Source organism: Aliiglaciecola sp. 3_MG-2023 (assembly GCF_030548205.1).
Taxonomy (GTDB): Bacteria; Pseudomonadota; Gammaproteobacteria; order Enterobacterales; family Alteromonadaceae; genus Aliiglaciecola.
Window position 1 is genome coordinate 275,669 of the sequence record NZ_JAUORV010000005.1, and the last position, 24,466, is coordinate 300,134.

17 protein-coding genes are annotated in these 24,466 nt (G+C 42.8%); 12 read left to right on the plus strand and 5 right to left on the minus strand.

Annotated features, from left to right (window positions below; all coding sequences use genetic code 11):
- Positions 1-49 precede the first annotated feature (49 nt).
- The 3 genes from Q4574_RS07850 (at position 50) to Q4574_RS07860 (ending at position 6,217) form a co-directional block, all read left to right on the plus strand.
- Positions 50-3,172, plus strand: coding sequence for a TonB-dependent receptor (locus Q4574_RS07850; protein ID WP_303473265.1), 3,123 nt, complete (start codon positions 50-52; stop codon positions 3,170-3,172).
- Between the two features lie 78 nt (positions 3,173-3,250).
- A complete protein-coding gene (locus Q4574_RS07855; RefSeq protein ID WP_303473267.1) occupies positions 3,251-4,399 on the plus strand; it encodes a M14 family metallopeptidase in 1,149 nt (382 codons plus the stop codon).
- 636 nt (positions 4,400-5,035) lie between these two features.
- Positions 5,036-6,217, plus strand: a complete 1,182-nt coding sequence (locus Q4574_RS07860) for an NAD(P)/FAD-dependent oxidoreductase (protein ID WP_303473269.1) — start codon at positions 5,036-5,038, stop codon at positions 6,215-6,217.
- Positions 6,218-6,341: 124 nt separating this feature from the next.
- Here the strand turns inward: Q4574_RS07860 and Q4574_RS07865 are convergent, their stop codons facing one another.
- Positions 6,342-8,078 (minus strand): EAL domain-containing protein, encoded by a 1,737-nt coding sequence (locus Q4574_RS07865; RefSeq protein WP_303473271.1) that lies wholly within the window; start codon positions 8,076-8,078, stop codon positions 6,342-6,344.
- Between the two features lie 22 nt (positions 8,079-8,100).
- Positions 8,101-9,132 carry a hypothetical protein gene (locus Q4574_RS07870; protein WP_303473273.1) on the minus strand — a complete coding sequence of 344 codons (1,032 nt, stop codon included), beginning with the start codon at positions 9,130-9,132 and terminating at the stop codon, positions 8,101-8,103.
- A gap of 190 nt (positions 9,133-9,322) precedes the next feature.
- Here Q4574_RS07870 and Q4574_RS07875 point away from each other — a divergent pair, with 190 nt between their 5' ends.
- From Q4574_RS07875 to Q4574_RS07890, 4 genes are read left to right on the plus strand one after another with little or no spacing between them, the layout of a single operon-like run.
- Entirely contained in the window at positions 9,323-9,886 is a 564-nt protein-coding gene (locus tag Q4574_RS07875; protein WP_303473275.1) for a response regulator, read from the plus strand.
- Between the two features lie 24 nt (positions 9,887-9,910).
- On the plus strand, positions 9,911-10,747 hold the full coding sequence (locus Q4574_RS07880; RefSeq protein WP_303473277.1) for a phosphate/phosphite/phosphonate ABC transporter substrate-binding protein: 837 nt from the start codon (positions 9,911-9,913) through the stop codon (positions 10,745-10,747).
- Positions 10,747-12,408, plus strand: a complete 1,662-nt coding sequence (locus Q4574_RS07885) for an ATP-binding protein (RefSeq protein WP_303473279.1) — start codon at positions 10,747-10,749, stop codon at positions 12,406-12,408. The genes Q4574_RS07880 and Q4574_RS07885 overlap by 1 nt, the downstream gene beginning before the upstream one ends.
- Positions 12,401-13,696: a response regulator gene (locus Q4574_RS07890; RefSeq protein ID WP_303473281.1), complete on the plus strand. Its 1,296-nt coding sequence runs from the start codon at positions 12,401-12,403 to the stop codon at positions 13,694-13,696. Before Q4574_RS07885 ends, Q4574_RS07890 begins: the two co-directional genes overlap by 8 nt.
- Here Q4574_RS07890 and Q4574_RS07895 read toward each other — a convergent pair.
- Both Q4574_RS07895 and Q4574_RS07900 read right to left on the minus strand, forming a co-directional pair.
- Complete coding sequence (locus Q4574_RS07895; RefSeq protein WP_303473283.1) at positions 13,693-15,186, minus strand: sensor histidine kinase; 1,494 nt, start codon at positions 15,184-15,186, stop codon at positions 13,693-13,695. The genes Q4574_RS07890 and Q4574_RS07895 overlap by 4 nt on opposite strands.
- Positions 15,183-15,731 carry a heme NO-binding domain-containing protein gene (locus Q4574_RS07900; protein ID WP_303473285.1) on the minus strand — a complete coding sequence of 183 codons (549 nt, stop codon included), beginning with the start codon at positions 15,729-15,731 and terminating at the stop codon, positions 15,183-15,185. The genes Q4574_RS07895 and Q4574_RS07900 overlap by 4 nt, the downstream gene beginning before the upstream one ends.
- A gap of 453 nt (positions 15,732-16,184) precedes the next feature.
- Here Q4574_RS07900 and Q4574_RS07905 point away from each other — a divergent pair, with 453 nt between their 5' ends.
- From Q4574_RS07905 to Q4574_RS07925, 5 genes are all read left to right on the plus strand, one after another.
- Positions 16,185-16,931 (plus strand): SDR family NAD(P)-dependent oxidoreductase, encoded by a 747-nt coding sequence (locus Q4574_RS07905; protein ID WP_303473287.1) that lies wholly within the window; start codon positions 16,185-16,187, stop codon positions 16,929-16,931.
- Positions 16,932-17,369: 438 nt separating this feature from the next.
- Positions 17,370-19,694 carry a chondroitinase-B domain-containing protein gene (locus tag Q4574_RS07910; protein WP_303473289.1) on the plus strand — a complete coding sequence of 775 codons (2,325 nt, stop codon included), beginning with the start codon at positions 17,370-17,372 and terminating at the stop codon, positions 19,692-19,694.
- Positions 19,691-19,936 carry a hypothetical protein gene (locus Q4574_RS07915; RefSeq protein ID WP_303473291.1) on the plus strand — a complete coding sequence of 82 codons (246 nt, stop codon included), beginning with the start codon at positions 19,691-19,693 and terminating at the stop codon, positions 19,934-19,936. Before Q4574_RS07910 ends, Q4574_RS07915 begins: the two co-directional genes overlap by 4 nt.
- Before the next feature lie 51 nt (positions 19,937-19,987).
- Complete coding sequence (locus tag Q4574_RS07920) at positions 19,988-21,280, plus strand: MFS transporter (RefSeq protein ID WP_303473293.1); 1,293 nt, start codon at positions 19,988-19,990, stop codon at positions 21,278-21,280.
- Between the two features lie 111 nt (positions 21,281-21,391).
- Positions 21,392-22,423, plus strand: coding sequence for a polysaccharide lyase family 7 protein (locus Q4574_RS07925; RefSeq protein ID WP_303473295.1), 1,032 nt, complete (start codon positions 21,392-21,394; stop codon positions 22,421-22,423).
- A gap of 315 nt (positions 22,424-22,738) precedes the next feature.
- Here Q4574_RS07925 and Q4574_RS07930 read toward each other — a convergent pair whose 3' ends face one another.
- Positions 22,739-24,214, minus strand: coding sequence for a polysaccharide lyase family 7 protein (locus tag Q4574_RS07930; RefSeq protein ID WP_303473297.1), 1,476 nt, complete (start codon positions 24,212-24,214; stop codon positions 22,739-22,741).
- Positions 24,215-24,466 lie beyond the last annotated feature (252 nt).

Sequence of the window (24,466 nt, forward strand, 5' to 3'; positions counted from 1 at the left end):
GCCTGCGTATTAACTTTATGAGCACACACTAAAAATCAAAGGAGCAGCCATGAAGTTGCCAAAAACAACAATAAGTACAATAGCTTTATGCGTCGCACTGTCATTTAATGGTAGTGTAAACGCTCAACAGGTCGATAATTTATCGATTCAATCTACCACCCTTGATAATGCACTGTTGTCACTAGCACAGCATAGCGAAATTCAGATTCTTTTTTCAGATGAGCGAATCAAAGAGCAGCTTGCACCTAAGCTCGAAGGCAGCATGGATGTGCAACAAGCCCTTGCTACTTTGTTAGAGGGAACAGGTTTTACTTTTAAACAAACCTCGCAAAGAACCTATATTATTACGCCCATTCAAAGCCCCACAAATAATCAGCAAGACGATAGCCCATCGCCAATTGTTACAAACGAGACTGCGAGTGAATCTAGCGTTGAAAGAATTCAAGTGACTGGCTCCAACATCAGAGGTATGGAAGACACAGGGGCACTGCCGGTAACCACCATGTCTGCAGAAGACATTGATGGCTTGGGTATAAGTAGTGGTGCTGAAATATTAGCTGAGCTACCTCAGCAAGGTGCGGTGAACTTTACCAGCGAGCGCGTCGTAGGCGGTGTAAATGATGCTCGTGGCGATGTTTCGTCAGTAAATTTACGTGGAATAGGTACCGGCTATACACTTACATTGTTAAACGGGCGTCGTTTAGTGCTGCACCCAGGAACACAAGCAGAAAATTTAGTTCCTGTGACTACAGTTAACTCGAATACTCTACCGGTTAAAGGCATTAAACGCGTAGAGGTTTTGCGCGACGGTGCGGCTGCAATTTACGGCACCGATGCCATTTCTGGTGTGGTGAACTATGTATTGGATGACAATTACACTGGCGGTGAAATTCAAGCTCAGTATGGAAACAGTCAGGGGACGAGCCGAGACCAAGTTAATCTATCTGGTGCAGGTGGTTGGCTGTTCAATGATGATAAGACTCATCTAACCATCAGTGGTGGCTATTATCATCGTGATATGGTGATGGCGAGCGAAAGAGACTATGCAGCAAGTTCAGATTTACGTGAATTCAATGAAGTTCCTAGCGAGTTCATTGGAGATACTCAGTTAGACAACCGCTCTACGGTTACCCCTTGGGGCGAGTTTTCTTCAGACAGCCTAGGTACCTTTCACTTAGAACCGAGCGCTTATGATGATTGTAGCGCAGTGGTCAACGATGAGGTTTGCGCGTCATCAGGTTCCACACCCCGCGATCTCAGGTTCGATTCAAATTCCCAGCGCAGCCTTAGTTCTGAAGTCGACAGATTAAACTTTTACACCCTAGTGAATCATCAAGTAAACGACCAAATGGAAGTTTATGGAGAGGCGCTGTATTACTCTGCAACAGCAAAACGCTTACGTGAACAGTCGGGTAATCTCACTGCGCAACGTTTTACTATCTCAGCAGATGCTTTTTACAATCCGTTTGATGAAGAGGTGACCTTACGGAGATATCGTCCCATTGATACTGGCCCGCGCAATATAGAGGTGGATGATTATAGTTATCGTTTATTAGTGGGTAGCCGTGGTTATTTCGGCGAATGGGATTATGATACTGGTGTACTTTATTCAAAAGCCAATACCTTAGATAAAGCCAATCGTATAAACACTACTTTGTTCCAGCAAGCCATCAATAGTACTGATGAAAGTACTGCCTACAACGTGTTTAGCGGCGCAAGTGTTACCAATCCCAATACCGTTGATGATACGCCAGTTTCGCAAAGTGTTATCGATAGTTTTACGGTCAATGTTGAGCGTGAATCAGAGACTGAATTGGCCTCAATTGATGCAAAAATTTCTCGTCCCGACTTGTTTTCTCTGCCTGCAGGAGATGTGGGGTTCGCTGCTGGAATCGAGTTTCGCTATGAAAGCTTTTTCGATAAACGTTCTGATGATTTAAACGGTACCTTATATTTTAGCGATTTGGTGGGAGGTACTTCGTCCGAAATTGCCAGCCAAATTTTAGGCAGTAGCCCAACACCCGATGCCAGTGGTAGTCGTAACGTATCATCAGCTTTTGCTGAATTGGCTATCCCCTTAATCGCCGACAAACCTTTAATTGAAAGCTTAAATATGCAATTGGCTGGGCGCTATGAGAATTTCTCTGATGTGGGCAGTGTGTTTAAACCTAAAGTTGCTTTAGCCTGGACAGTGAATGACAAAGCTTTGGTTCGCGGTGCCTATTCTGGAGGGTTCAAAGCCCCTGGTTTGCCGCAGACCACGGCAGTAAATGTGGCCCGTTCAAATACCCGCACAGATCCTGTCACTCAAACGAGTCGAGGAACTTTAGAGCTACGTAACGGTAGCGATACCCTAAGCCCGGAAGAAAGTGAAAACTATTCATTTGGGGTCGTGTTGACGCCAACCAAAGAACTTACCTTGACGGTTGACTGGTGGCGCATCAAACAAGAGAACACCGTGGGTATTTTAGATAGTCGTATTCAAATTCTTTATGATGCACTACTGCGCAGCCAAGGTAGTCAAAATGAAAATGTTGTGCGCGACGAAAACGACGAAATTTTGTATGTGCGAAATGACTACACTAACTTATTGCCCCGAGAAATTTCCGGTATAGATTATAGCGCAACCTATCGTTTAGAAACGGACCTTGGTAAATTCACAATTAAGTTGAATGCAGCTAATTTGCGAAAATTCACCCAAGGAACAGATGCAATTACGGATCTCGTTGTGGCAGCTCAAGAAGCCGGTAACGAAGCGTTGTTGTATGAAGGAGAGCAGGTATCATTGTTTGGTAGCGACGGTGATCTTATCCGCCAAAACGAACGTCCAGAATGGCGAACAAATTTGTCGTTAGCCTACTCTAAAGATGAATGGCGAGCTGGACTTAAATACCGCTATGTTAGTGATGTAGAGGATACTAGTTTAACCTACACAAATGAGGCGGGTGATTTAGTCACTTATGTGGTGGATGATTGGTCTACGGTTGATGCTTACCTGAGCTATCGCTTTAGCGAAGATGCGCTGTTTACTGGTAAGACTAAAGTAACTGTGGGAATGCGCAATATTACCAATGAAGCTCCTCCATTTGCAGACAATACCTTTGGGTATAGTAGCAACTTGCATTCTTCGTTGGGGCGTTACTCTTACATCACCCTAAATCACAAATTTTAACCTATAAACTAAATTTCTATCTCGTTGATTTAGTTAGTATCGCCCACATTCGGTGGGCGATGTTTCCATGGAGGTATCATGATCCGTTTTTTATTGATAGCACTTGCATTTACGGCACCCGTTGCCTTTGGTTGTGAGTTTGAAGGTGTGAGCTTTTCTGCCAAATTTGAGGCAGGTAATTTAGATAATTGTGAACTTAACAAAAATGGCGAATACGTGTTGACGTTCTTGCCTGAAGATAAACCTATTAACCCCAGCCCTTGGTATTATTTTAGTGTGAAATCACCGGTAGCCAAAACCATAAAGGTCTTGCTGACTTTTGATGGCTTTGCACCCAGATACTTACCCAAAGTGAGTGATGACCAAATGTCTTGGCAACCCATTGCATTTGATACAAATGCAAAGGCTATGTCGTTGTCCTTAGATATCAGCAGCAAGGCGTTATACGTAGCAGCCCAGCGACCCGTACTAAATTCTGATTACACTAATTGGTTAGATAGCGCAGCACAAACGTATTCCTTTGAACCTTTTGTTATTGGTAAATCAACCGCAGGTCGCGCTTTGTCGGCGTTCACTCTAAAGAAACCTGAGAATAAAGAGTGGGTGATCTTTGTCGGTCGACAACATCCTCCAGAAGTGACAGGGGCGGTTGCTATGTTTGCCTTTTTAGATGAGTTTCTTGCTTACACCGCATTCAACCGTGATTTTTTATCGCGCTTTAATGTGTTAGTTGTGCCCAACATCAATCCAGATGGCGTTGCAGAGGGGCATTGGCGACATAGTTTAGGTCACAAAGATTTAAATCGAGATTGGAATGTGTTTTCTCAGCCAGAAACCAAAGCGGTGAAAGAGTATTTGGACTCCATTACTGGCAATGGTGGAAAAATTGTCATGGGAATGGACTTCCATTCAACCCATAACAACGTTTTTTACACCATTCCACAGGATGAAAATATTGCGCCAACAGAAATGGTGGTGAATTGGTTGTCGAGTTTACAAGAGCAGACGGCGGGCGTATTTAAGGTGTTTGACAAACCTGGGACATCGCCGGGCAAAGGTGTGTTTAAGCAATTTTTTGCCGATGTCTACCAGGTTCACGGTGTCACTTACGAAGTGGGCGACAACGAACCCGACGAAAAGACCCGTTATGTAGCCAAACATGCCGCAAAAACCTTAATTGAGACACTCAACGCAACCCCACCCGAGGCGTTTTACATTAAAAAATAACCACGAAGTGCTGTAGCCGCGGCTTCCGCCCCGAGAGAGGCCATGGCCTAAAGACCATGCTACAGGACATCCCACCTGTAGTCGGTGGCTTCAGCTCCGAGAGAGCCCATGGCCTAAAGACCATGCTACAGGGCGTATCACCTGTAGTCGGCGGCTTTAGCCCCGAGAAATGTCCATGGTCTACAGCCATGGCCTAAAGACCATACTACAGGGCATCCCACCTGTAGTCGGTGGCTTCAGCCCTGAGAGAGGCCCATGGCCTAAAGACCATGCTACAGGACATTCCACCTGTAGTCGGGTGCTTCAGCCCCGAGAAATGTCCATGGCCTAACACCCATGGCCTAAAGACCATGCTACAGGGCGTCCCACCTGTAGCCGGCGGCTTCAGCCCCGGTAAATGTCCATGGTCTACAGCCATGGTCTAAAGACCCATGGCCTAAAACCATGCTACAGGACATTCCACCTGTAGTCGGTGGCTTTAGCCCCGAGAGAGCCTATGGCCTAAAGACCAGGCTACAAATTTGAATGGGATAAATCCCGTGCTACACCTTCGGGGAAACGATATAATGCTTCCCTACAATTGAGGTGGACTTTTCTGACAGCTCAAATTTCAACCTAGATAAACACGAGAAACTATTGAAACAATTTGACGTTATTGTCATCGGCGCGGGTGCTGCCGGTTTATTTTGTGCAGCTGAGGCGGCTAAGCGTGGTCGGAAGGTACAGGTACTGGATCACGCTAAACGTATTGGTGGCAAAATATTGATGTCAGGGGGTGGGCGTTGTAACTTCACGAACATGTATGCCAGCCCCGAAAACTTTCTCTCCGACAATCCTCATTACTGCAAATCGGCTTTGAGTCGCTACAGTCAGTGGGACTTCATAGGCTTGGTCGCAGAGTACGGCATTGCCTATCACGAGAAAACACTCGGTCAGTTATTCTGTGACGAATCGGCTAAAGATATCCTCAATATGCTGTTGCAAGAATGCGATAAGGCAGGGGCGGGTGTCACCAATCAATGTGAAATTATCGAGGTGGATAAAACCTCTGATGGCTTCACCTTGCAAACCAACAAGGGTGAATACCGCTGTGAATCGCTGGTGGTTGCTACCGGTGGGTTATCCATGCCCAAATTGGGCGCATCGCCGTTTGGTTTCAAAATTGCTGAGCAGTTTGGTTTAACCGTTAAACCAACCCGAGCAGGACTGGTTCCTTTCACATTGCATGAACAAGACAAAAGCGTTTTAGCCGAACTTAGCGGCATTTCCTTAGATGCGCGAGCGAGCTGCAACAATACCAGTTTTAATGAAAATATCCTGTTTACCCACAGAGGACTAAGCGGCCCGGCCGTTTTGCAAATTTCATCTTTTTGGTATCCAGGCCAAGAGGTTGAGTTCGACCTGTTTCCAAACGGTGATTTACTCAATGAATTACAGCAAAGCCAACAGCAATCGCCAGACAGCTTGTTAGCTACCGCCTTATCTAAACATTTTCCCAAGCGATATGTTCAAACGGCATTGCCTTACTTAGGGCTAGAGAACAAACCCCTTAAACAATTTCAAGGTAAGCAGTTAGAACAGGTGGCCAATGCCTTTCATCAATGGCAATTAAAACCTAACGGCACTGAAGGATATCGAACCGCTGAGGTAACATTAGGAGGGGTGGATACAAACCAACTTTCGTCGAAAACCATGATGGCAAACAACCTCGATGGCCTATTTTTTATTGGTGAAGTGGTGGATGTCACCGGCTGGCTAGGCGGCTACAACTTCCAGTGGGCGTGGAGCAGTGCTTGGGTTGCCGGGCAAAATGTATAACCCAAATAGCTCTTAACGCGTTTAACATTATCAACGCTAATTTGTTTTTACTCTTAATGGATGTGCCAAAAGTGTAAAAATCGTCACAATCCCCCAGGCATTTAAGGTTTCGTCTAAAGACGGCTTAAACCTTAAATGGCTGGTTAATCAGTGTTTTTTCAAATTCTGGTTTTTCTAAAGGTTTGCTGTATACATATCCTTGAATATAGTCACAGCCGAACTCTCTTAATATTTTAACTTGGCGCTCGTCTTCAACCCCTTCGGCTACCACGTCTATTTGCATCTTTTGGCATAATTGAATGACACTTCGGATCATCTCGCTCACATCGTTATTAACCCCTAAGTCATCAATTAAAATCTTATCTAGTTTTAATACGTCAACGGGTAATTTGGTTAGGTAGGCAAAGGAGGTATAGCCCGAGCCAAAGTCGTCTATTGCAATGCTTACGCCTAGCCTTTTTAACTTCCAAAGTATCTCGCTGGTTTGGGCGAGATCTTCGATTATACAGCCTTCGGTAATTTCAAGTTCAAGACTGGCGGGGGCTAATCCGGTTTTATCTAGCAAATAAGCTAACTCATCGACGATTTTATTGTTCTTCAGTTGACGGGGTGAAACGTTAATTGCGAGTTTCAAATTATTGCCATACTGTTTTTGCAAACCAATGAGCTGATCAATACTCTTATTTAGCAGCCAGCTGCCTATTTTCTCTATTTGTCCATCCAGTTCACTTAAGGTGATAAACTCTAGGGGCGATACCCACCCCAAAGTGTTATGTTGCCAGCGCATTAACACCTCTGCTGTTTCAACAATACCATCAGATAATCTTACCTTAGGTTGAAAGTACAAACTGAATTGGTCGCTGTTTATGGCTTGCTGTATGCTATTTTGAATGGTTCTTTTACGTTTCTTTTTAGCAACGTAAGAGGCATCTAATTTTACAACGCAGGGTTTTTGGCCATTTAGTTTACTCTCGTGAAAATCTTGCTCCGGTAAATTTCTGATGGAGTGTAATAATTGTTGCGTATCCATCCCTGAGAAAGGCGCAAGTGCATAAGATAAATTGCACTGTAATTTGGGAATATTGGCATCATGCTGTGAGCAAGCCGATAAGGCACCGCTTAACAAGGTTAATTTCGTATGTAATTCCTCGTCGCATTCATTTTCGGGAATAATAATCAGCACCTGATCCACTTCAACTTCAAAGATTTCGCAACTTAAGGGTAAACACGCACGGATGTTCTTAACCACAGACTCAAGGCCTAAAAGTTCTTCGTCTTCCTTTTTTGCCCAATACTGATCGTGCAATGAAATATCAGAAATCATCACCGACGCGAGCGCAAACTTAGCATCTTGTTGGAGTAAAAATTTAATGGTGCTATCGAGCTTCACACGATCAGGTTTCACGTAACGGGCGTTTAACTTATTTTTCGAACTCTGCAAAAGGCGTTGTTCATATTCCCTAAAGCCTTGGTCAATCTCTTCTATTAACTTCTGATTGTTCCAGGGTTTCGTTAGAAATTTATATGCCGCGCCAGAGTTCATCACATCTACTGCTGCATCAAAGTCTGCATACCCGGTAAGAATCATGGAAATGATGTTGGGATAACATTGTTTTATGTTTTTAACTAAGGTGCCGCCGTCAATATCGGGCATACGAAAATCAGACAATACAACTTGAAATTCATGTTGCCTTAGCAACTCTAAACCTTTTTCTGCACTATCGGCTGTGAATACTTGATACTTAGTGCGCCTAAAAGTCCGTGTAATCGCTTTTAAGTTACTTTCTTCATCATCAATAACTAGCAGGTTGCAAAGTTCCGTAGGTGTTTCTGATAGATATTTTTGTACGGCGTTAGACATAATAGTAAGTCCTAAGTAACAGTTAAAATGTATATTTTGTTTCTAATCTGAATCGTACGCTTTGCTCGGCTTCGCCAAGTAAACGCTGTGTTCGAGATAAGCGACCACCTACCCATAAGTTTTTATTCATCTTATGACGTATACGCAAATCCCACCCTTTAAAGTTGCTTGTGGCAAAACGGCTCGACGCATTTTGAGCAAACTCAGTGACTACGGAGAACCTTTCAACGTGTAAATATCTCAGTTGGGTTAAAAAATTCCCGTCTTTTTTCAAGCTGCCATGTTTTAACTCAAAGGCATAGCTTGTTTTTTGATCTGAGAACGCTTCACCCACCTCAGTCGGTGCGCCTTTAATTGATTTGCCAATATCTGCACCTAGTTGCCACTGACCGCGTTTTAGTTTCATGGATAAACGTACAAATTGATTATCATATTGGGTGTCTTTTTTAGCGTAGAGAGCATCAGATTCACCTTGATAATCCACAAGCCAAGGAGACAGCGTTAACTTGCCCCATTTGCTGGCGATTTCATGTTGAAATTGAAAAATCGACATATGGCCCACTGTACCATTGGCCCCGTCGAGGGGCTTAAAGGTAGTAAATTTGAATGCCTGTCCTGCTCCAAGAGCATAGTCAACATGTACGCCAATTGGATTTAAGTGTCTGTCCCAAAACAGGTCGGTGACTTGTGCGGTTTTCCACGGGATCTTGCCCGCAATCAGGTTAAGATTGTCGAATTTTGCCTGAATAAAAAACCGAGTTAAATAAACGTCTTTGTCGCCAGCAGGCTGATCAGTGATTTGATATAAGGTGTTCGCTGGAACATTTTGTTTGTTCTTTAACCCTGTGCGCGCTTGTGCCTTAAATGACCAGGTATCGTTAAATTGACTGGTGATCCCTAACGCTGCAATCATTCTCACTCGTTTGCGCGGAGCCAGATTAATTTGATCCGTTTCATTTTCGTATCTAAGTAATACGCTGGCATCAAATTCTGTTGCCTGAACACTTTGCAATGTCAGTACACAGACAGCCATTAATACATACAGTTTCTTCATTCTTAACATCACCTAATAAAGCCAAACGCCGCTGTTTTTAATGAGCTGTTTGCGTTAAGCAGAAAAACGTTATTCGTTTCGATTGTGCAAATGTAGCAAATGTCACAAATGTCGTGTATTATACTTTAGTCATGTATGACTCATTTGTCTTATGTGATATAAATACCACACTAATTCAGGAAATATGTTTATGGCTAAAGTGAAATCTCTTACTACTGGTGACATTGCAGAATATTGCGATGTCAATTTACGCACAGTAATACGGTGGATTGATAAGGGAAGTTTGAAAGGTTACAAGCTACCAGGAAGGGGCAACAATCGAGTCACTGTGGATAATTTTGTGCTTTTTTTAAAGCAAAACAATATGCCTGTGCCACCAGAACTATTGCCTAAAAGCAAAACGGTTCTAATTGTTGATGATGATAAAGATATGGGAAATGCGATCAAACGTGTTCTCAAAAAGGACGGGTTTGAGTGTGATACTGCCACAAACGGCTTTTTAGCAGGAAGTAAGCTGATGCAGCACAAGCCCAGCATCATGACCTTAGATTTAACAATGCCTGGCCTAAATGGTTTCGAACTTTTGAAGCATTTGCGAGCAGAGGAACAATTTCAAGATTTAAAAATATTAGTTATTTCAGCGTTGGATCAGGAAAGCTTAGATGAAGCACTTGCTTTAGGTGCTAATGCCGCACTTTCTAAGCCGTTTGAGAAAGACAAATTATTAAGTTTAGTTAATGAAATGACCCAGTAACATTGATAAAAGATGAGGTGATTGATGTATAAATTAGCCCTATTGATTGGTTTGCTATTTAGTTTTTCGAGTGTTGTCTCGGCACAACAGAAAACCCTGACGTTTGGTATTGTTCCGCAACAATCCGCAAAACGTCTGGCTGAATTGTGGACCCCAATTTTTCACCACATTAGCCAACAAAGCGATGTCAATATTGTGTTTAGCACGGCCAAAGATATTCCGACCTTCGAAAAACGCCTTGAGTCTGGGGATTATGATTTGGCTTATATGAATCCTTACCATTATATTTTTTATCACAAAATGTCGGGTTATAACGCCTTAGCTAAACAAAGTAATAAAACTATCCAGGGGGTTATTGTTACTCATGCCGATAGCAACATAAAAACCATCCAAGACCTAGTGGGTAGCCGTTTAGCTTTCCCCGCTCCGGCCGCTTTTGCAGCAACTTTATTGCCTCAAGCCGAACTAAATAACTTAGGTGTGGAATTTACGCCTATGTATGTGGGCTCACACGATTCTGTTTACTTAAATGTGTCCAGAGGCTTTTTCCCCGCGGGCGGTGGAATTCAGCGCACCCTTAATAATATGGATGAAGAGGTACAGTCTAGCTTAGTGACGATCTGGAAGAGTGCCAGGTATACCTCACATGCTATTGCCAGCCACCCAGATGTCGATGCAGCCACGAGGGCTAAGGTTCAAGCCGCTTTAGTGAATATGAACAACAGTGAACACGGCAAAGTTTTACTTAAAAATATTAATTTTAACGGTTTTGAAACTGCACTAAACAGCGATTGGGATGATGTAAGAGCACTTAACATCGAAGCGCTGTTCCGCAACAAAGCAACTGGTGCGGTGAATTAATGCACCTTTCTTTACGCAATAAAACCATTGTTAGCATTGCCGTCATTGAGGCCGTGCTGCTGGTTGCTTTGATATTTACAGCAATTAATTTTATGCGTAATACCCTCAATGAAAATTTAGTCAGCCGTTCGACAACGGTAGCGACCTTATTTGCAAGTACAACTAAAAATGCGGTTCTAACTTATGATCTCGCATCATTAGAAACCTACTGTGCAGAGCTATTAAGTAACCCTGATATTCTGTATGTAAGAGTGGTAAACACCGAAAATCAAGTCTTAGCGCAAGCCGGAGACAACAACTTGTTAGCCCGTCAATTTAACCAAGATATTGACGTTAGTAATGTCACTGATGGTGTTTTTGATAGTTTTGTAAATATAACCGAAGCAGAGCAACTTTACGGCCGGGTGGAATTGGGAGTAGATACATTAAATATCCAAGATTCACTAGAAGTGATCAAGAAGTGGACAACCAGTATCGCAATCATTGAGATGGCACTGGTTGCTTTATTCTCATTCTTTTTGGGTAATTATTTAACTAGGCAGTTGGAAAGTTTACGTATAGCGGCGCGCAAAGTTTCGCAAAATGTTGAAAGCGGCTCATTTAATCAAGCCCAATTGCCGGTTAATGGTAAAGACGAACTTGCCGAGGTAACACGTGCATTCAATAAACTTGTTACCACCTTGGAGTATGAAAACTCCCGTAAACAGGCGTATCAGGATGAACTTGAAGAGCTTAATCGCACACTGGAGCAAAAAGTAGCCCAAAGAACCACATTATTACATCAGCGAAATGATGAGTTGGAACAGATAAATCAAGAGTTGCAGGCTACCCAGGAGCAGCTCACCCAAGCGGCAAAAATGGCCTCAATTGGTCAACTTGCCGCAGGCGTGGCCCATGAAATCAATAACCCTATTGGTTTTGTGAAAAGCAATTTAAGCAGTCTCGAAGAATATATCGATATCTATCGTAAAATCAGTGAGAACCTAGTGGTTGTTTACGGCAAAGCGCCTTCAGAATCGGTAGAGTTGTCGAAACAAAATTTAATTGAAATTATAAATAGTGAAGACTTGGCATTCATAAATGAAGATTCTAAAGATGTTCTTGTTGAGTCTGTTGAAGGTTTAGAGCGAGTGACCAACATCGTCAAAGATCTCAAGCAATTTTCGCGGGTAGATGTTGAAGAAAAAAGTTGGTTAGATATAAACGAGTGTATTGAAAGTACGCTCAAAATGGTAAGCAATGAGCTTAAGTATCATTGTGATATTCAAAAAGATCTTTCTGAGGTACCCAAAATTAAGATTAATTTTGGCAAAATTAGCCAGGTGCTCACAAACTTGTTGATCAATGCAGGACAAGCCATTCGTGACAACGGGCAAATTTCAATTTCCACTAAAGTAAAAGATCAGCAAATCTTAATAGCGGTTAAAGACAATGGATCGGGCATCCCCCCTGAAAATCTAAGTAAACTGTTCGACCCATTTTTTACCACCAAAGATGTGGGCAAGGGCACAGGTTTAGGTTTATCCATATCCCACGGCATTATTCAAGAGCATGGAGGGGATATTACGGTAACCAGCAAGGTAAACAAAGGAAGCTGTTTCACCATCACCTTACCTATTTTAACCGAAAACGACAATCTGAAGAGTCCCCCAAATGAGTGAACAACTGTTAGACGCTGACATTGCTATGACGGTACTTTGTGTCGACGATGAAGTGAATATTCTCAAATCATTGAAGCGTTTATTGTACAAACAAAATTATCAACTGATACTGGCTGAAAGTGGTGCCAAAGCCCTTGAAGTAATGGCCCAGAATAAGATCGATCTGATCATCTCTGATATGAAAATGCCCGGAATGTCGGGTGCGGAATTACTCCAGAAAGTGGCGGAATTAACGCCTGACTGTCATCGTATTTTATTAACTGGATATTCTGACATGGAGTCGACCATTGATGCAGTCAACAAGGGCAAAATCCATCGATATTTACAGAAACCTTGGAACAATGAAGAGATCATCCAAACCATTGATGAGGGCCTGGAAAAGGTTAGGTTAAAAAATGAAAATAATCACTTACAGAAGTTAGTAAAAAAGCAAAATTCTCTGCTGAAAAAGCTTAATCAAAATTTAGAAGACAAAGTTAAACTGCGGACTAAGCAAATACAATTGGCGATGCAGCGAATTGAGCACAACAACAGTGCCACACAAAAAGTGCTGTATAACATGATCAGTATTAACCCCAATTTAAGTGGGGGGTTTGCCAATAGCGTGAGTTTACTTGCGAGCCGCATTGCGGAAAAATTAGGGTTATCTCAACAGCAAATTAAAGATGTATCTTATGCTGCACTGTTGTGTGAAATGGGTTTGTTAGGTTTAGATTCAGCAATATATAGCCGTCCTTTCAAAGAGCTAAACTATAATCAACAGCAAGAGTTTTTGGAGCAAATTAACATCGCAAAGTTAGTACTTGCTCCGGCCACTCATCTGCAAAATGTCTCTGATATTATTACCTGCCAATATGAAACCCTCAATGGCGCAGGACCTAAAAAGCTGGAAGATAGCCAAATCCCTATGGGTGCAAAAATTTTGGCGGTCGCCAGAGATTATTGGCGTTACAAAACAGGTCGAATCACTGCTCAAAAGCTAGATGACATCGCCTGTCCAATTGAAATGAAAAAGCTCAAAGGTTCACACTATGATCCCGTGGTTTTAAACATTTTGTTGGAGAACGAAGATATTGTTTCCGATAAGTTTATTGAAAATACGATTCGCACTGAGGAACTTAAGCCAGGAATGATTCTGCGCAACAACATTCTCAATGATAAACACATATTAGTACTGCCAGAAGGACACACTTTCAGTGATGTTACTATCACCAAGTTGATTCAATTTGAAAAAAGCCAGTCTCAAGCTCTTTCGTTAGTTGTTGAAGACAGTCGGGAGGTAATCTAGTCAATTGTCGGAAATTTTATATGAAAGGTTGTGCCTAGGTTTAGCTGGGAGTCAACGGATACTTGTGCGCCGTGGGCCTCTAATATTGCATAGGAAACTGATAACCCTAATCCGGTGCCGATACCAACAGGTTTGGTTGTAAAGAAAGGGGTAAATAACTGGTTAACGGTTTCTTTGTCCATACCGCATCCCGTATCTTGAATATGCAAAACAACACCTTCTTTAATGTGCGTGTAATCGATGGTTAAAACTCCACCCTTTTCCATTGCATGTGCTGCATTAACAAATAAATTAACAAACACCTGCTGCAATTGCCCTGAATTACCCAACACGGGGGGACATTCAGCAGAGATATTGTTTATGACTTTGTGTTCATACTTGAACATATTACCCGCTATTTTAAGGGCAGATTGGATACAATTATTTAATGATGTTGCTACTAAGGCTTCATCACCTGCGTGGGAAAACCCTTTCAGGTTATCGACGATTTCTTTTACTCTATCCAAGCCCTCAATATTTGATTTAAGGAGATCTTCGGAATCTTCTTCTATGTAATCAAGGTCTATTTTTTTACACATTTCTGAGAATTGGCTGGTATCAAGGGTAGTCTGTTCGGTTAAGTTAGTCTGCACTTCTGAGGTTAGTTTTTTGTAGTCATGTAGATAATCTTGCAACACTTCTAAATTAGACCGAATAAAGGCAATGGGGTTGTTGATCTCATGGGCAACGCCAGCTGCCAATTGTCCTAAAGATGCCATTTTTTCAGACTGAATAAGTTGGCGACGGGCTTTCTCGAGGCTACTTATGGAGTCTTGTAACTGTACATTGCGTTGTAGAATTCTAATATCCGTTAAGCGCCTGCGAACCCCACTGACTAAGTGTTCTTTCGAGGTGTTTAATATCACTTCAAGATCTTGATTTAATTCAGCTTCTTGGCTTAAAAAGGCTAACCAACCGATTTTTTTACCTGACCAGGCAACATTGGTGTAGAAAATGGAATTTAACGGCGCGCTCTCATTGAGTTCGTTATTTTTAATTTCAGCGCTTCGCCACGATGCAAGCAGGTCATTATTGCTAACGGGGAGCAGATCCGTTACGAATTCCTTAATGGCGTTGTTTTCTTGCCATCCTTGCTCAGAAATCCAGACTTTGGGGGTTTTTTCAGTTAGCCATTGGCCTTCTTCACTGATGACAAAAAGACCATATCGGGCACAACAAAACTCGCCGGTTAAATCGACAATATTCGAAACCATCTCTCTTAAGGGAATTTCGGAGGCTACGGCGCTGGAGGTGTGGGCTAAGTATTCTAGTTCCAATTGCTTTTGTTCGGAACCTGCTAAGGCTGCTTTCAAAGACTGATTGGCTTCATAAATATCCAAGGAATACTTCTCTAGCTGATTCTCGGCCAGTTGCCTTGCCTTTTTCTCTCTCAAGGCTTTGCGTTCGAGAACGGAAACTCTTTTTTCCAGTTCTTCCTTAGACAGGGTCAAACTTTTACCACTTCCATTACGCAGCGGCTATCACCTTGATGCTGACATTCTGTCTGAGACACTTCCACTGTTTGCCCCGTATGTTCTGCTAAACCGTGCACAATGCCTTCGCAGAAATAGCATAAATTACGCGGTGACTGATAAAGAAAGGTTAAGGTGTTGGGCGTTTCACTTAGAAATTCGAATTCGGGCAATAAGGCATCGGGATTAAGTTTTTTCACTTCTACGTGGATAAAGTCTTGCACCGCATGTAAAAACTCAAAAACGTCTTTAAAGTTATGAGCCCCAGCAGGAGCGGCATTAAGCAGCTCTTTAAATACCCATTTACCGAATGCAAACTGGGCATCTTTAGGGGAGATATTTTTTTGCTCAACTACGAGTCCAATGAGAGTAAACAGCTCTTCATCATCGTAAGTGCCTACCGTTGTGTAAATACCTTCACTGGACAGCTGGGCTTCGTCTAACAAGGTATCCCAAAACTCTTCTCCCCAAAGCTCTTCCACAAACTCATTGAACTTTACAAAAACAATACCTTTCACGGCCATTCCTTCAATCAGACAATTAACACTTACGGCATTTTAAAAACCTACTTATGAATATAGATTGAAACCCTAAAATGATCCTATTTCAATACTGCTTTAGTCGCACAGCACACTAAATAATGGCTATTCCACTGTTACTGAATCAAATTTAATGTGGCTTACAGTACTTGAATTTAGTGCCTTAATTCCGATGACTCGACTAAAATGCTATTTGAACTATAGTTTAAATTAAAACCAATGGTTAATTTTGGTTAGTGCTTTTGGTAATCACAAGTTTGAATTCTTGGTTGACAATGAAATTCTGCTTAGTTACTTTAATTTAACATATGCGGCGGCAACCGCTTTGTTTATATAAGTTGAGAAGCTTACCTAAGCCTAAGTTTTTCGACGATACAACTTAATAATTGCAACGTTTTTACTGGTATAAACTAAATTTTTACTCTTGGAGAATAACGAATGTCAATGACAGGTAAAGTAGCTATTGTAGCTGGCGGTGGTAGAGATATCGGAGCAGCGTGTGCGGTTGAGTTAGCATCTAGAGGGGCAAGTGTTTTGATCACCTATCACGCAAGTGCCACAAGAGCACAAGAAACGGTGGCTAAAATTACTGAAGCGGGTGGAAAAGCGGTTGCACTTCAAGCTGACTTAACTGAACAAAGCAGTGTCGACAAAACCATTAATACGGCGTTAGATGAATTTGGCGCTATTGATTGCCTAGTGCATGTATCAGGCGGCCTGGTTGATCGTAAAAAAATTACTGAGATGGACCTAGCCCACTGGAAGTATGTATTAGACGTTAACCTAACATCGTTGTTTTTAATGTCTCAAGCCGTTATTCCTCACATGAAGCCTGGTAGCACTATCGTGACATTCTCGTCCCAAGCGGCTCGCGACGGTGGCGGCGGTGGGGCTATCCCTTACGCAACCTCTAAAGGGGCAGTATCCACCTTTACACGGGGATTAGCGAAAGAACTTGGGCCTGATATCCGGGTTAATTCGGTGTGTCCGGGCATGATATCTACCGGTTTCCACGATACGTTTACCCCTGATGCGGTTCGCACCAATGTTGCTGGAGCAACTTGTATCAAGCGTGAAGGTACCTCCGAAGAAGTGGCTAAATTAGTAGGCTTTTTGGCAGATGACGACTCATCTTACATGACAGGTAATAACGTTGATATAAACGGTGGTTTACTGTTCTCATAACCAACACGGGTTAGGATCTTGCAAATGTATCATTAGCGATACTTTGCTGGCAGATTGCAAATCATGTGGATGACGTAGTGAAATTAATCACTAAAGTGGAAAATGGGTCTCATTAAATGGGGCCCATTTTTTTAAAAGTTAAACTTGTTTAAAAACAATAGAATAGTATTTGGTATTACCAATAGAGGTATTATTGGTAATAATAAATGTTAATGTGTGGTTGACACAATGTTGTGAAATTGGTTACATTGTCTTTACGATATTCATTACTTTAATTATTGCAATTCAAAGCCTAAGCTTATTTGAGCATAAGTAATAGTGTCAGTAACAAATAATTGATGTATGGTTTCTACAACATGCATTGCCAACCAGGGTTCTGCGTACGAATAGTACTTACAGGGTTCTACTTATTTTTAAAATGGAATTAGGTCGTGTTGAATGTTTGCTAAAAATTTCTCTTTTCCCCGTATCGTTGCACTTACCATGGTGGTGTCCGTTGTAGGTTGTAGCGCGTCTTCTCAAAATGCTGAAAATAGCAGCAAACCAACTAGCCAGATGGCATCAGCAAAGATGCTAAAAACCGCAGATGGCATTTTAATTAACGACCAACAGCAATTTTCACAAGCCGCAGCCTCATTACAACCTGGCGACACCCTTATTTTAGCCGACAAAGAATGGAAAGATTTTGAAATTCTTTTGAAAGGCAAGGGGACGGCTGAGAAACCTATTACCCTTAAAGCGCAAACCAAAGGGAAAGTCATTTTAACTGGCCTTTCCAATTTACGTTTATCAGGTGAATATTTAGTTGTTGAAGGACTGGTATTCAAAGATGGTTACAGTCCTACTGGTGAAGTGATTTCATTCCGCGAAGACGCTGACACCCTCGCTAATCACTCTCGGGTAACGGAAGTCGTTATTGACGGATTTAGCAATACAGACAAATTTAACTCAGATAAGTGGGTGGTGTTATACGGTAAAAATAACCGTTTTGACCACAGCCATTTAGAAGGTAAAAACAACGCTGGTGTAACCATGGCGGTTAGATTAAATAGCGAAGCCAGCCAACAAAACAACCACCGCATTGACCACAACTATTTTGGGCCTCGACCTATTCTAGGCTCTAACGGTGGCGAAACCTTGCGTATTGGTACCAGTAAATATTCCTTAAGTGACTCTCTAACCGTTGTTGAAAATAACTACTTCGAACGCTGCAATGGTGAAGTTGAAATTATTTCCAATAAGTCTGGCAAAAACAAATTCCTCAACAACGTATTTTGGGAAAGCCGCGGCACCTTAACCTTGCGTCATGGCAACGGTAATTTAGTTGAAGGCAACGTATTCTTCGGAAATGGTAAAGACCATACTGGTGGTATTCGCGTAATCAATGCTGATCAAACAATCCGTAATAATTACATGGAAGGCTTAACCGGTATTCGTTTTGGCGGTGGTTTTACTATTTTAAACGGTGTGCCTAATTCATCTATCAATCGCTATCATCAAGTTAAAAATGCCATCATCGAAAACAACACCATTGTAAATGTCGACAACATCAACTTAGCCGGTGGAAGTGATGCAGAGCGCACTGCAACGCCAATTGATAGCAGCTTTTCAAATAACTTAATAATCAATGCAGACGGTAGCAACCCGTTCAAGATATTTGATGATGTTTCTGGTATTACTTTTGCCAACAATATCGCCAGCCAAAGCCCTCAAGATGAAATTGCATCGGGTTTCTCCATTGAAAAGAGTGATCTGAAACGAGGTGCTAACGGCTTACTGCAAAGTGCAAGTGCACAACAAGCCAATGTGGGTGCAGCTGCCTCCCTAGAGCCAATTTCTAAAGACCAAACCGGCGTAAGCTGGTATCCCAAAGCGGATGCGCCAGTGGAGTTTGATTCCGGGGATGTGGTTAATGTTTCTTCAGCCCAAGAGTTGATGAAAACCATTGCTGGGGTAGATGACGGTACGGTTATTTTGCTTGCACCAGGTAACTATGATCTAAACAAACAATTACAAGTTAAATCTGTAGTAACTCTTAAAGCTGCAACGCCTCGTTCAGTTACACTGTATCCCATGCGCTCGTTAACTTTCGAGATAGAAGATGGCGGTAGCTTAAAATTAGACGGACTGAATATCTCTGGTGTTAAAACCCCAGATAATGCCGGTAATGTACTTATTCGAAATACCAAATTACCAACTCTGCATAACTACAAATTGACCATCAACAATACCCATATTACCGACTTAAACGTTAATCATTCGGCCCATGTATTTGATTCAGGTTACCGCAGCATGGCGGAGAACTTGGTGATCACCAATAGTGTGTTCAAGAATATAACCGGTGATGTTTTGCGCTTAGACAAAGAGCAGGATGACTTGGGGATTTATAACGCTGAATATATCACCATCAAAAATTCGAGCTTCGTCAATATTGAAGGAGCGGTGGCCAAAGTGTATCGAGGCGGTACAGATGAAAGTACGTTCGGTCCGCACTTTAGAATGACGGATAGCAAAGTTGAAAATGTGGGTGCTGGAAAACGCAATAAAACAGGTTCGTCTATCTTCTTATTAGGTGTTCAGCAAACCCTGCTTGAAGGAAATGAATTTATTCAGAATAAGGTGATCACCATTGATCATACTGTCGGTGAGCCTCGCACCCAAATATTGAACAATAAGTTTGTGAACACGCCTTTACCTGTCGTCACAGAAACCTTTGCCGGCGGCCCTTCTACTGCAGTCGTGGTAGGAAATGTTTCACAATGAAATGGGCGCAAACGCTTCTCGTCATTCTGATCTTTAGCCCAATGGGTTATGGGTCAGAATACTTGCAACAAGTTAATAAGCAAGTTGAAGCGATGCCAGCGACGACACTGAAATCTAAGTTGTCTGCAGCAGGCGATTGCGCGCATCACCATGGCAATATGCAATTCTGGGTTGGATTAGAAATGCATAGTGAATACCAGAATAGTTTGTACAAAATAAAAAGCGCGATTCAGCAATCGTAATAAAAACGTGAAGAATAATATTCGAAGCATCAGGTATAGGTAAATATAAACATGAAGAATTTAAGATGGTGGGTGATTGCTCTCGTTGCATTAGCAACGGTAGTTAACTATATCGACAGACAATCCTTAAGCGTGCTCTGGCCATTCATGGGTAAAGAAATTTATCCAGAGAAAACTGATGCTGAGCTCAAAGAAGTATACGGCATTATCAGTATTGTCTTCTTATTCTCGTATGCCTTTGGTCAGGCACTATTTGGTAAGATATTCGATTGGGTGGGGACACGAATGGGGTTCGTATTATCCATCGGTATCTGGTCATTGGCCACCATCATGCATGCTTTTGCCCAAGGCATCTTAACCTTTAGTATCTTCAGGTCGATTCTGGGTATTTCTGAGGCGGGTAACTGGCCAGGTGCGGCTAAAGCCAACGCGGAATGGTTTCCAACCCGTGAAAGAGCGTTAGCCCAGGGGATATTCAACTCAGGTGCTGCCATTGGTGGTATTGTGTCTATTCCTCTAATTGCCTATCTTGCTTTGTTTTTTAGTTGGCAAGCGATTTTTGTCATCGTTGGTTGTACTGGTTTGCTGTGGCTTATTCCTTGGATGATCGTTGTCAAATCGCCACCAGGTTCTCACCCTTGGATCACCGAAGAAGAGCGCGAATACATTCTTACGGGTCAGAAAAATGAAGTGAAATGTGAAAATGGCAACACTGCGCCAGAGTACACGCCTACTACTGGTCAGTTATTATCCCATAAACAAAGCTGGGGGGTGATTATCGCCACTGCAGCAATCGACCCAATTTGGTGGTTGTTTATTGTCTGGATCCCCACTTATTTAGTTGAAGTTTATCAAATGGACGTTAAGGGCTTAGCTATTTACGGTTGGGTACCTTACGTTGGCGCGATGTTGGGCGCTTGGTTTGGTGGTTTACTTGCGCAAAACCGTCTTAAAGCCGGTTGGACAGTGAATAAAACCAGAAAACTGGTTATTTCCATGGGCTGCTTAATTATGTTGCCGGCGTTGTTAATGTTATCTGATCCGGGTGGAGAAGTGGCCGCCGTTCTGATTATGGCAACCATACTGTTTGGATTCCAAACCTCCATTGGTAATGTTCAAACTCTGCCAAGTGACTTGTTTGGTGGTAAATCTGTTGGAACCTTGTCAGGTTTCGCTGGGATGGCTGCAAAATTGGCCGCCGGTGTATTGATTTACTTGGTACCTTCACTAACCGCTGATGGTAACTACACTGTGGTATTTGTGATAGGTGCAGCCTTGGCTATTATTGCTATGGCAAGTATTTGGTTCTTATGTCCTAAAATAGCCCCTGTGGAAGCAAAATAAGCATCTAGATTTGGGGTAGAAGTTGCGCCTTGGGAGCCACAGGTTCCTAGGGCGAGTGTTTTTGAAATTCGTAGTTTATGAATTTCGTAGTATTAGCCTGGGGAGAGTGCAATGTTAAGGTTAATTAATACTTGGTGTGGTTCTCTTTCTGGTCGATTATCTTTTACCAAAACGCTATTTTTAATCACGCCTTTGGCTATTGGCTTGACCTCGGCATCAACTAGCTATGCAGAGCAAACCGACCAGCAAAGTTACATGCCAGCGTCTCATAGAGACTTGGCTGACGGCGTTTTACTTGGCAATTTAGACGCCCTGGACGCTAGCAAAAAACCAAGTGAAAACTTTGACTTGTTAGATTGGACATTAACCTTACCCACCGATCTGAACAAAGACAAAAAAGCCGATATTATCTACGAAAAACCCCTAAGTGGTGGCTTTGAGCTAAAACCACTATTTTATACCGCTGAAGACGGGGGCATGGTGTTCGCTTGTCCAAATGTTGGCGCTAAAACCTCCAAAAATACCAAATATGCCCGAACTGAACTTCGTGAAATGCTAAGACGAGGCAACGCTTCTATCAAAACCCAAGGTATTACCGAAAATAACTGGGTGTTTAGCGCAGCCCACGGTTCGGTTAAGCGCAAAGCTGGTGCCATTGAGGGGAGTTTAGAGGCCACCTTGGCAGTTAATCGTGTGTCAACGACTGGCGATGAGAAAAAGGTAGGGCGGGTGATTATCGGCCAGATCCATGCAACTGATGACGAGCCCATTCGCCTCTACTATCGCAAACTGCCGAATAATTCCAAAGGCGTAGTTTACTTCGCCCATGAAATTAACGACGGAGATGACCAGTGGGTGAACTTTATTGGCACTCGCTCCCATACTCTTGCAGACCCAGAAGACGGCATCTCGTTAAATGAAAAATTTAGCTATAAGATCACCGTCGAAAACAACATTTTATTTGTCACCTTGATCCGTCAAGGTAAACCCAATATCACAAAATCTTTTGATATGACTGACAGTGGCTATCATAAAAATAACCAATACATGTATTTCAAAGCCGGTGTATATAACCAAAACAACAGCGGTAACCCAAAAGACTACGTCCAAGCCACCTTCTATCACCTAGACAACCAGCATTAACATACCCGTAGCATGGCCTTTAGGCCATGGCTTATGGTGTTTGCGCGGTGCCCGTAGCATGGTCTTTAGGCCATGGATTGCATTTAGGCCATGGGGCTCTCTCGGGGCTAAAGCCGCCGACTACAGGTGGCACGCCCTGTAGCATGGTCTTCAGGCCATGGGGCTCTCTCGGGGCTAAAGCCACCGACTACAGGTGGCACGCCCTGTAGCATGGTCTTCAGGCCATGGGGTTCTCTCGGGGCTAAAGCACCCGACTACAGGGCGGTATTTCAATTATATGCGCGGGCCCGAAACGCCCGCCGACCGGTTTATTCTTTATTCGCTGGCGCTATACCCTGTGTGGCTGTTCTTAATTTCGTAAAAGGTTGCTTGGGCATATTCGTCAGGATCACTTGAATTGTTCAGATGATAAACGCCAACTTTGAAATAATGATATTGGCCGTCTTCATCAAACATACTTTCGCTCATATCGTAATTTGCCACCAGATCGCTCTTTCCTTCGCGGCTAATGGTCACCGTTAGCAAATTCACATTAACACTAATGTGGTAACTAAACTTTTCATCCAATGCAATGCCATCCGCCGGATTGCTTGCTGAATTGCTCCTTGAACCTATCATCTCTACATAGGTTTCAATATTATCGCCGTCGCTGTCTAATTCACGACTTTCATGGGCGAAATAAATCGAACCCAGGTTATTTCCCGGCAGTTTGCGATAATACAAACGAATAGGTTCATCATCGTTGGCATGTATTTGCCCAATGACCACACGTCCAATTTGGTAATCTTCCCCTGTAGTAGTGACTTTATTGACGGCCAGGGTTACTCGCAAATCGCCGTCTACTCCGCCCGCATTGGCTTGGCCCTCGGCCGAAGCACTAGCAAACACCCAGTTGTTCTTGTTTACTCCTTGGGTGCTAATCGAGCGGTCACCTCTGCGCAGCATCTCACGCAACTCTACACGCACATAGTTGGTATTTTGCGAGGTCTTAAAACCGTAACTTGGAGAGCGCATAACGATGCCGTTATCCTCTGAGGCATAAAAAAATTCAGAATTGGTGTAACCGGCTGCCAGTTCTGTCTCGAAAATCGAGTCGGAGGTGCCACTATTATCTTCATCTGTGGGTACACTTAGATACCAGTCCAACAAATCGATACCAACTTCATTGGGGAGAATATCCGCATACTCGCCCGTGGCTTCTGCACAGCTATGTACTTGTACCTCAACGATGCTATTAAAGGTATTTTCACTATTTCCCATGCCGATAATCTTGATAAATCGCGCCTCTGATTCTTCTAAACTTACTAATTCGAAGCCGCTGTGAGTGCCTGTGGAATCGGCATTTTCTAGTACATCAGTAAAAGTAGCATTTTCCAATGTAGCACTGGCTGAGGTAGCCACAGAAAAACTGGCAGTACGCTGATTACCTTTGTACCACTTAATTGTTAAAGCCTTTACCTCTTTACTGGTGCCTAAATCAAGTATCAACTCTTTGTCTATTCCATCGCTAGACCATCTGGATTCTGGTGTAGTTAGGCCGTCTATAGCGTTACTCGGCGGGTAGCCTGGATCAAAACTGTCGTCATCAGTTGCAGAAGTTACAGCGTATGTTTCATTTACACAGATCTCAGGTTCAGGTTCTGGCTCGACGACAACAGGAGGGATCACTGGTGTTGTTGCGGTGCTGCCACCTCCACCGCCGCAAGCACTGAGCACGGCAATTAAAAGTAAGACCAACGAGAACCGCGATTTTTGACTGTGTTTGTAGTCAAGTATCCAACTAAGAAACATACTTTCCCCTTACCAAATGTAAAATTATTGTTATCTCAATTAAGGGATTATATGTGTAAAAATTGGCAACTCCAATAGTAATGTCATACCAATTGTGATTTTTGGTTAGATTTATTTGGTTAACCAAGAATCGACCGGTTCTGTAGCATGGCCTTTAGGCCATGGATTTCAGGCCATGGGTTTTCAATGGGGCTCTTTCGGGGCTAAAGCCACCGACTACAGGTAGAGTCCTGTAGCATGGCCTTTAGGCCA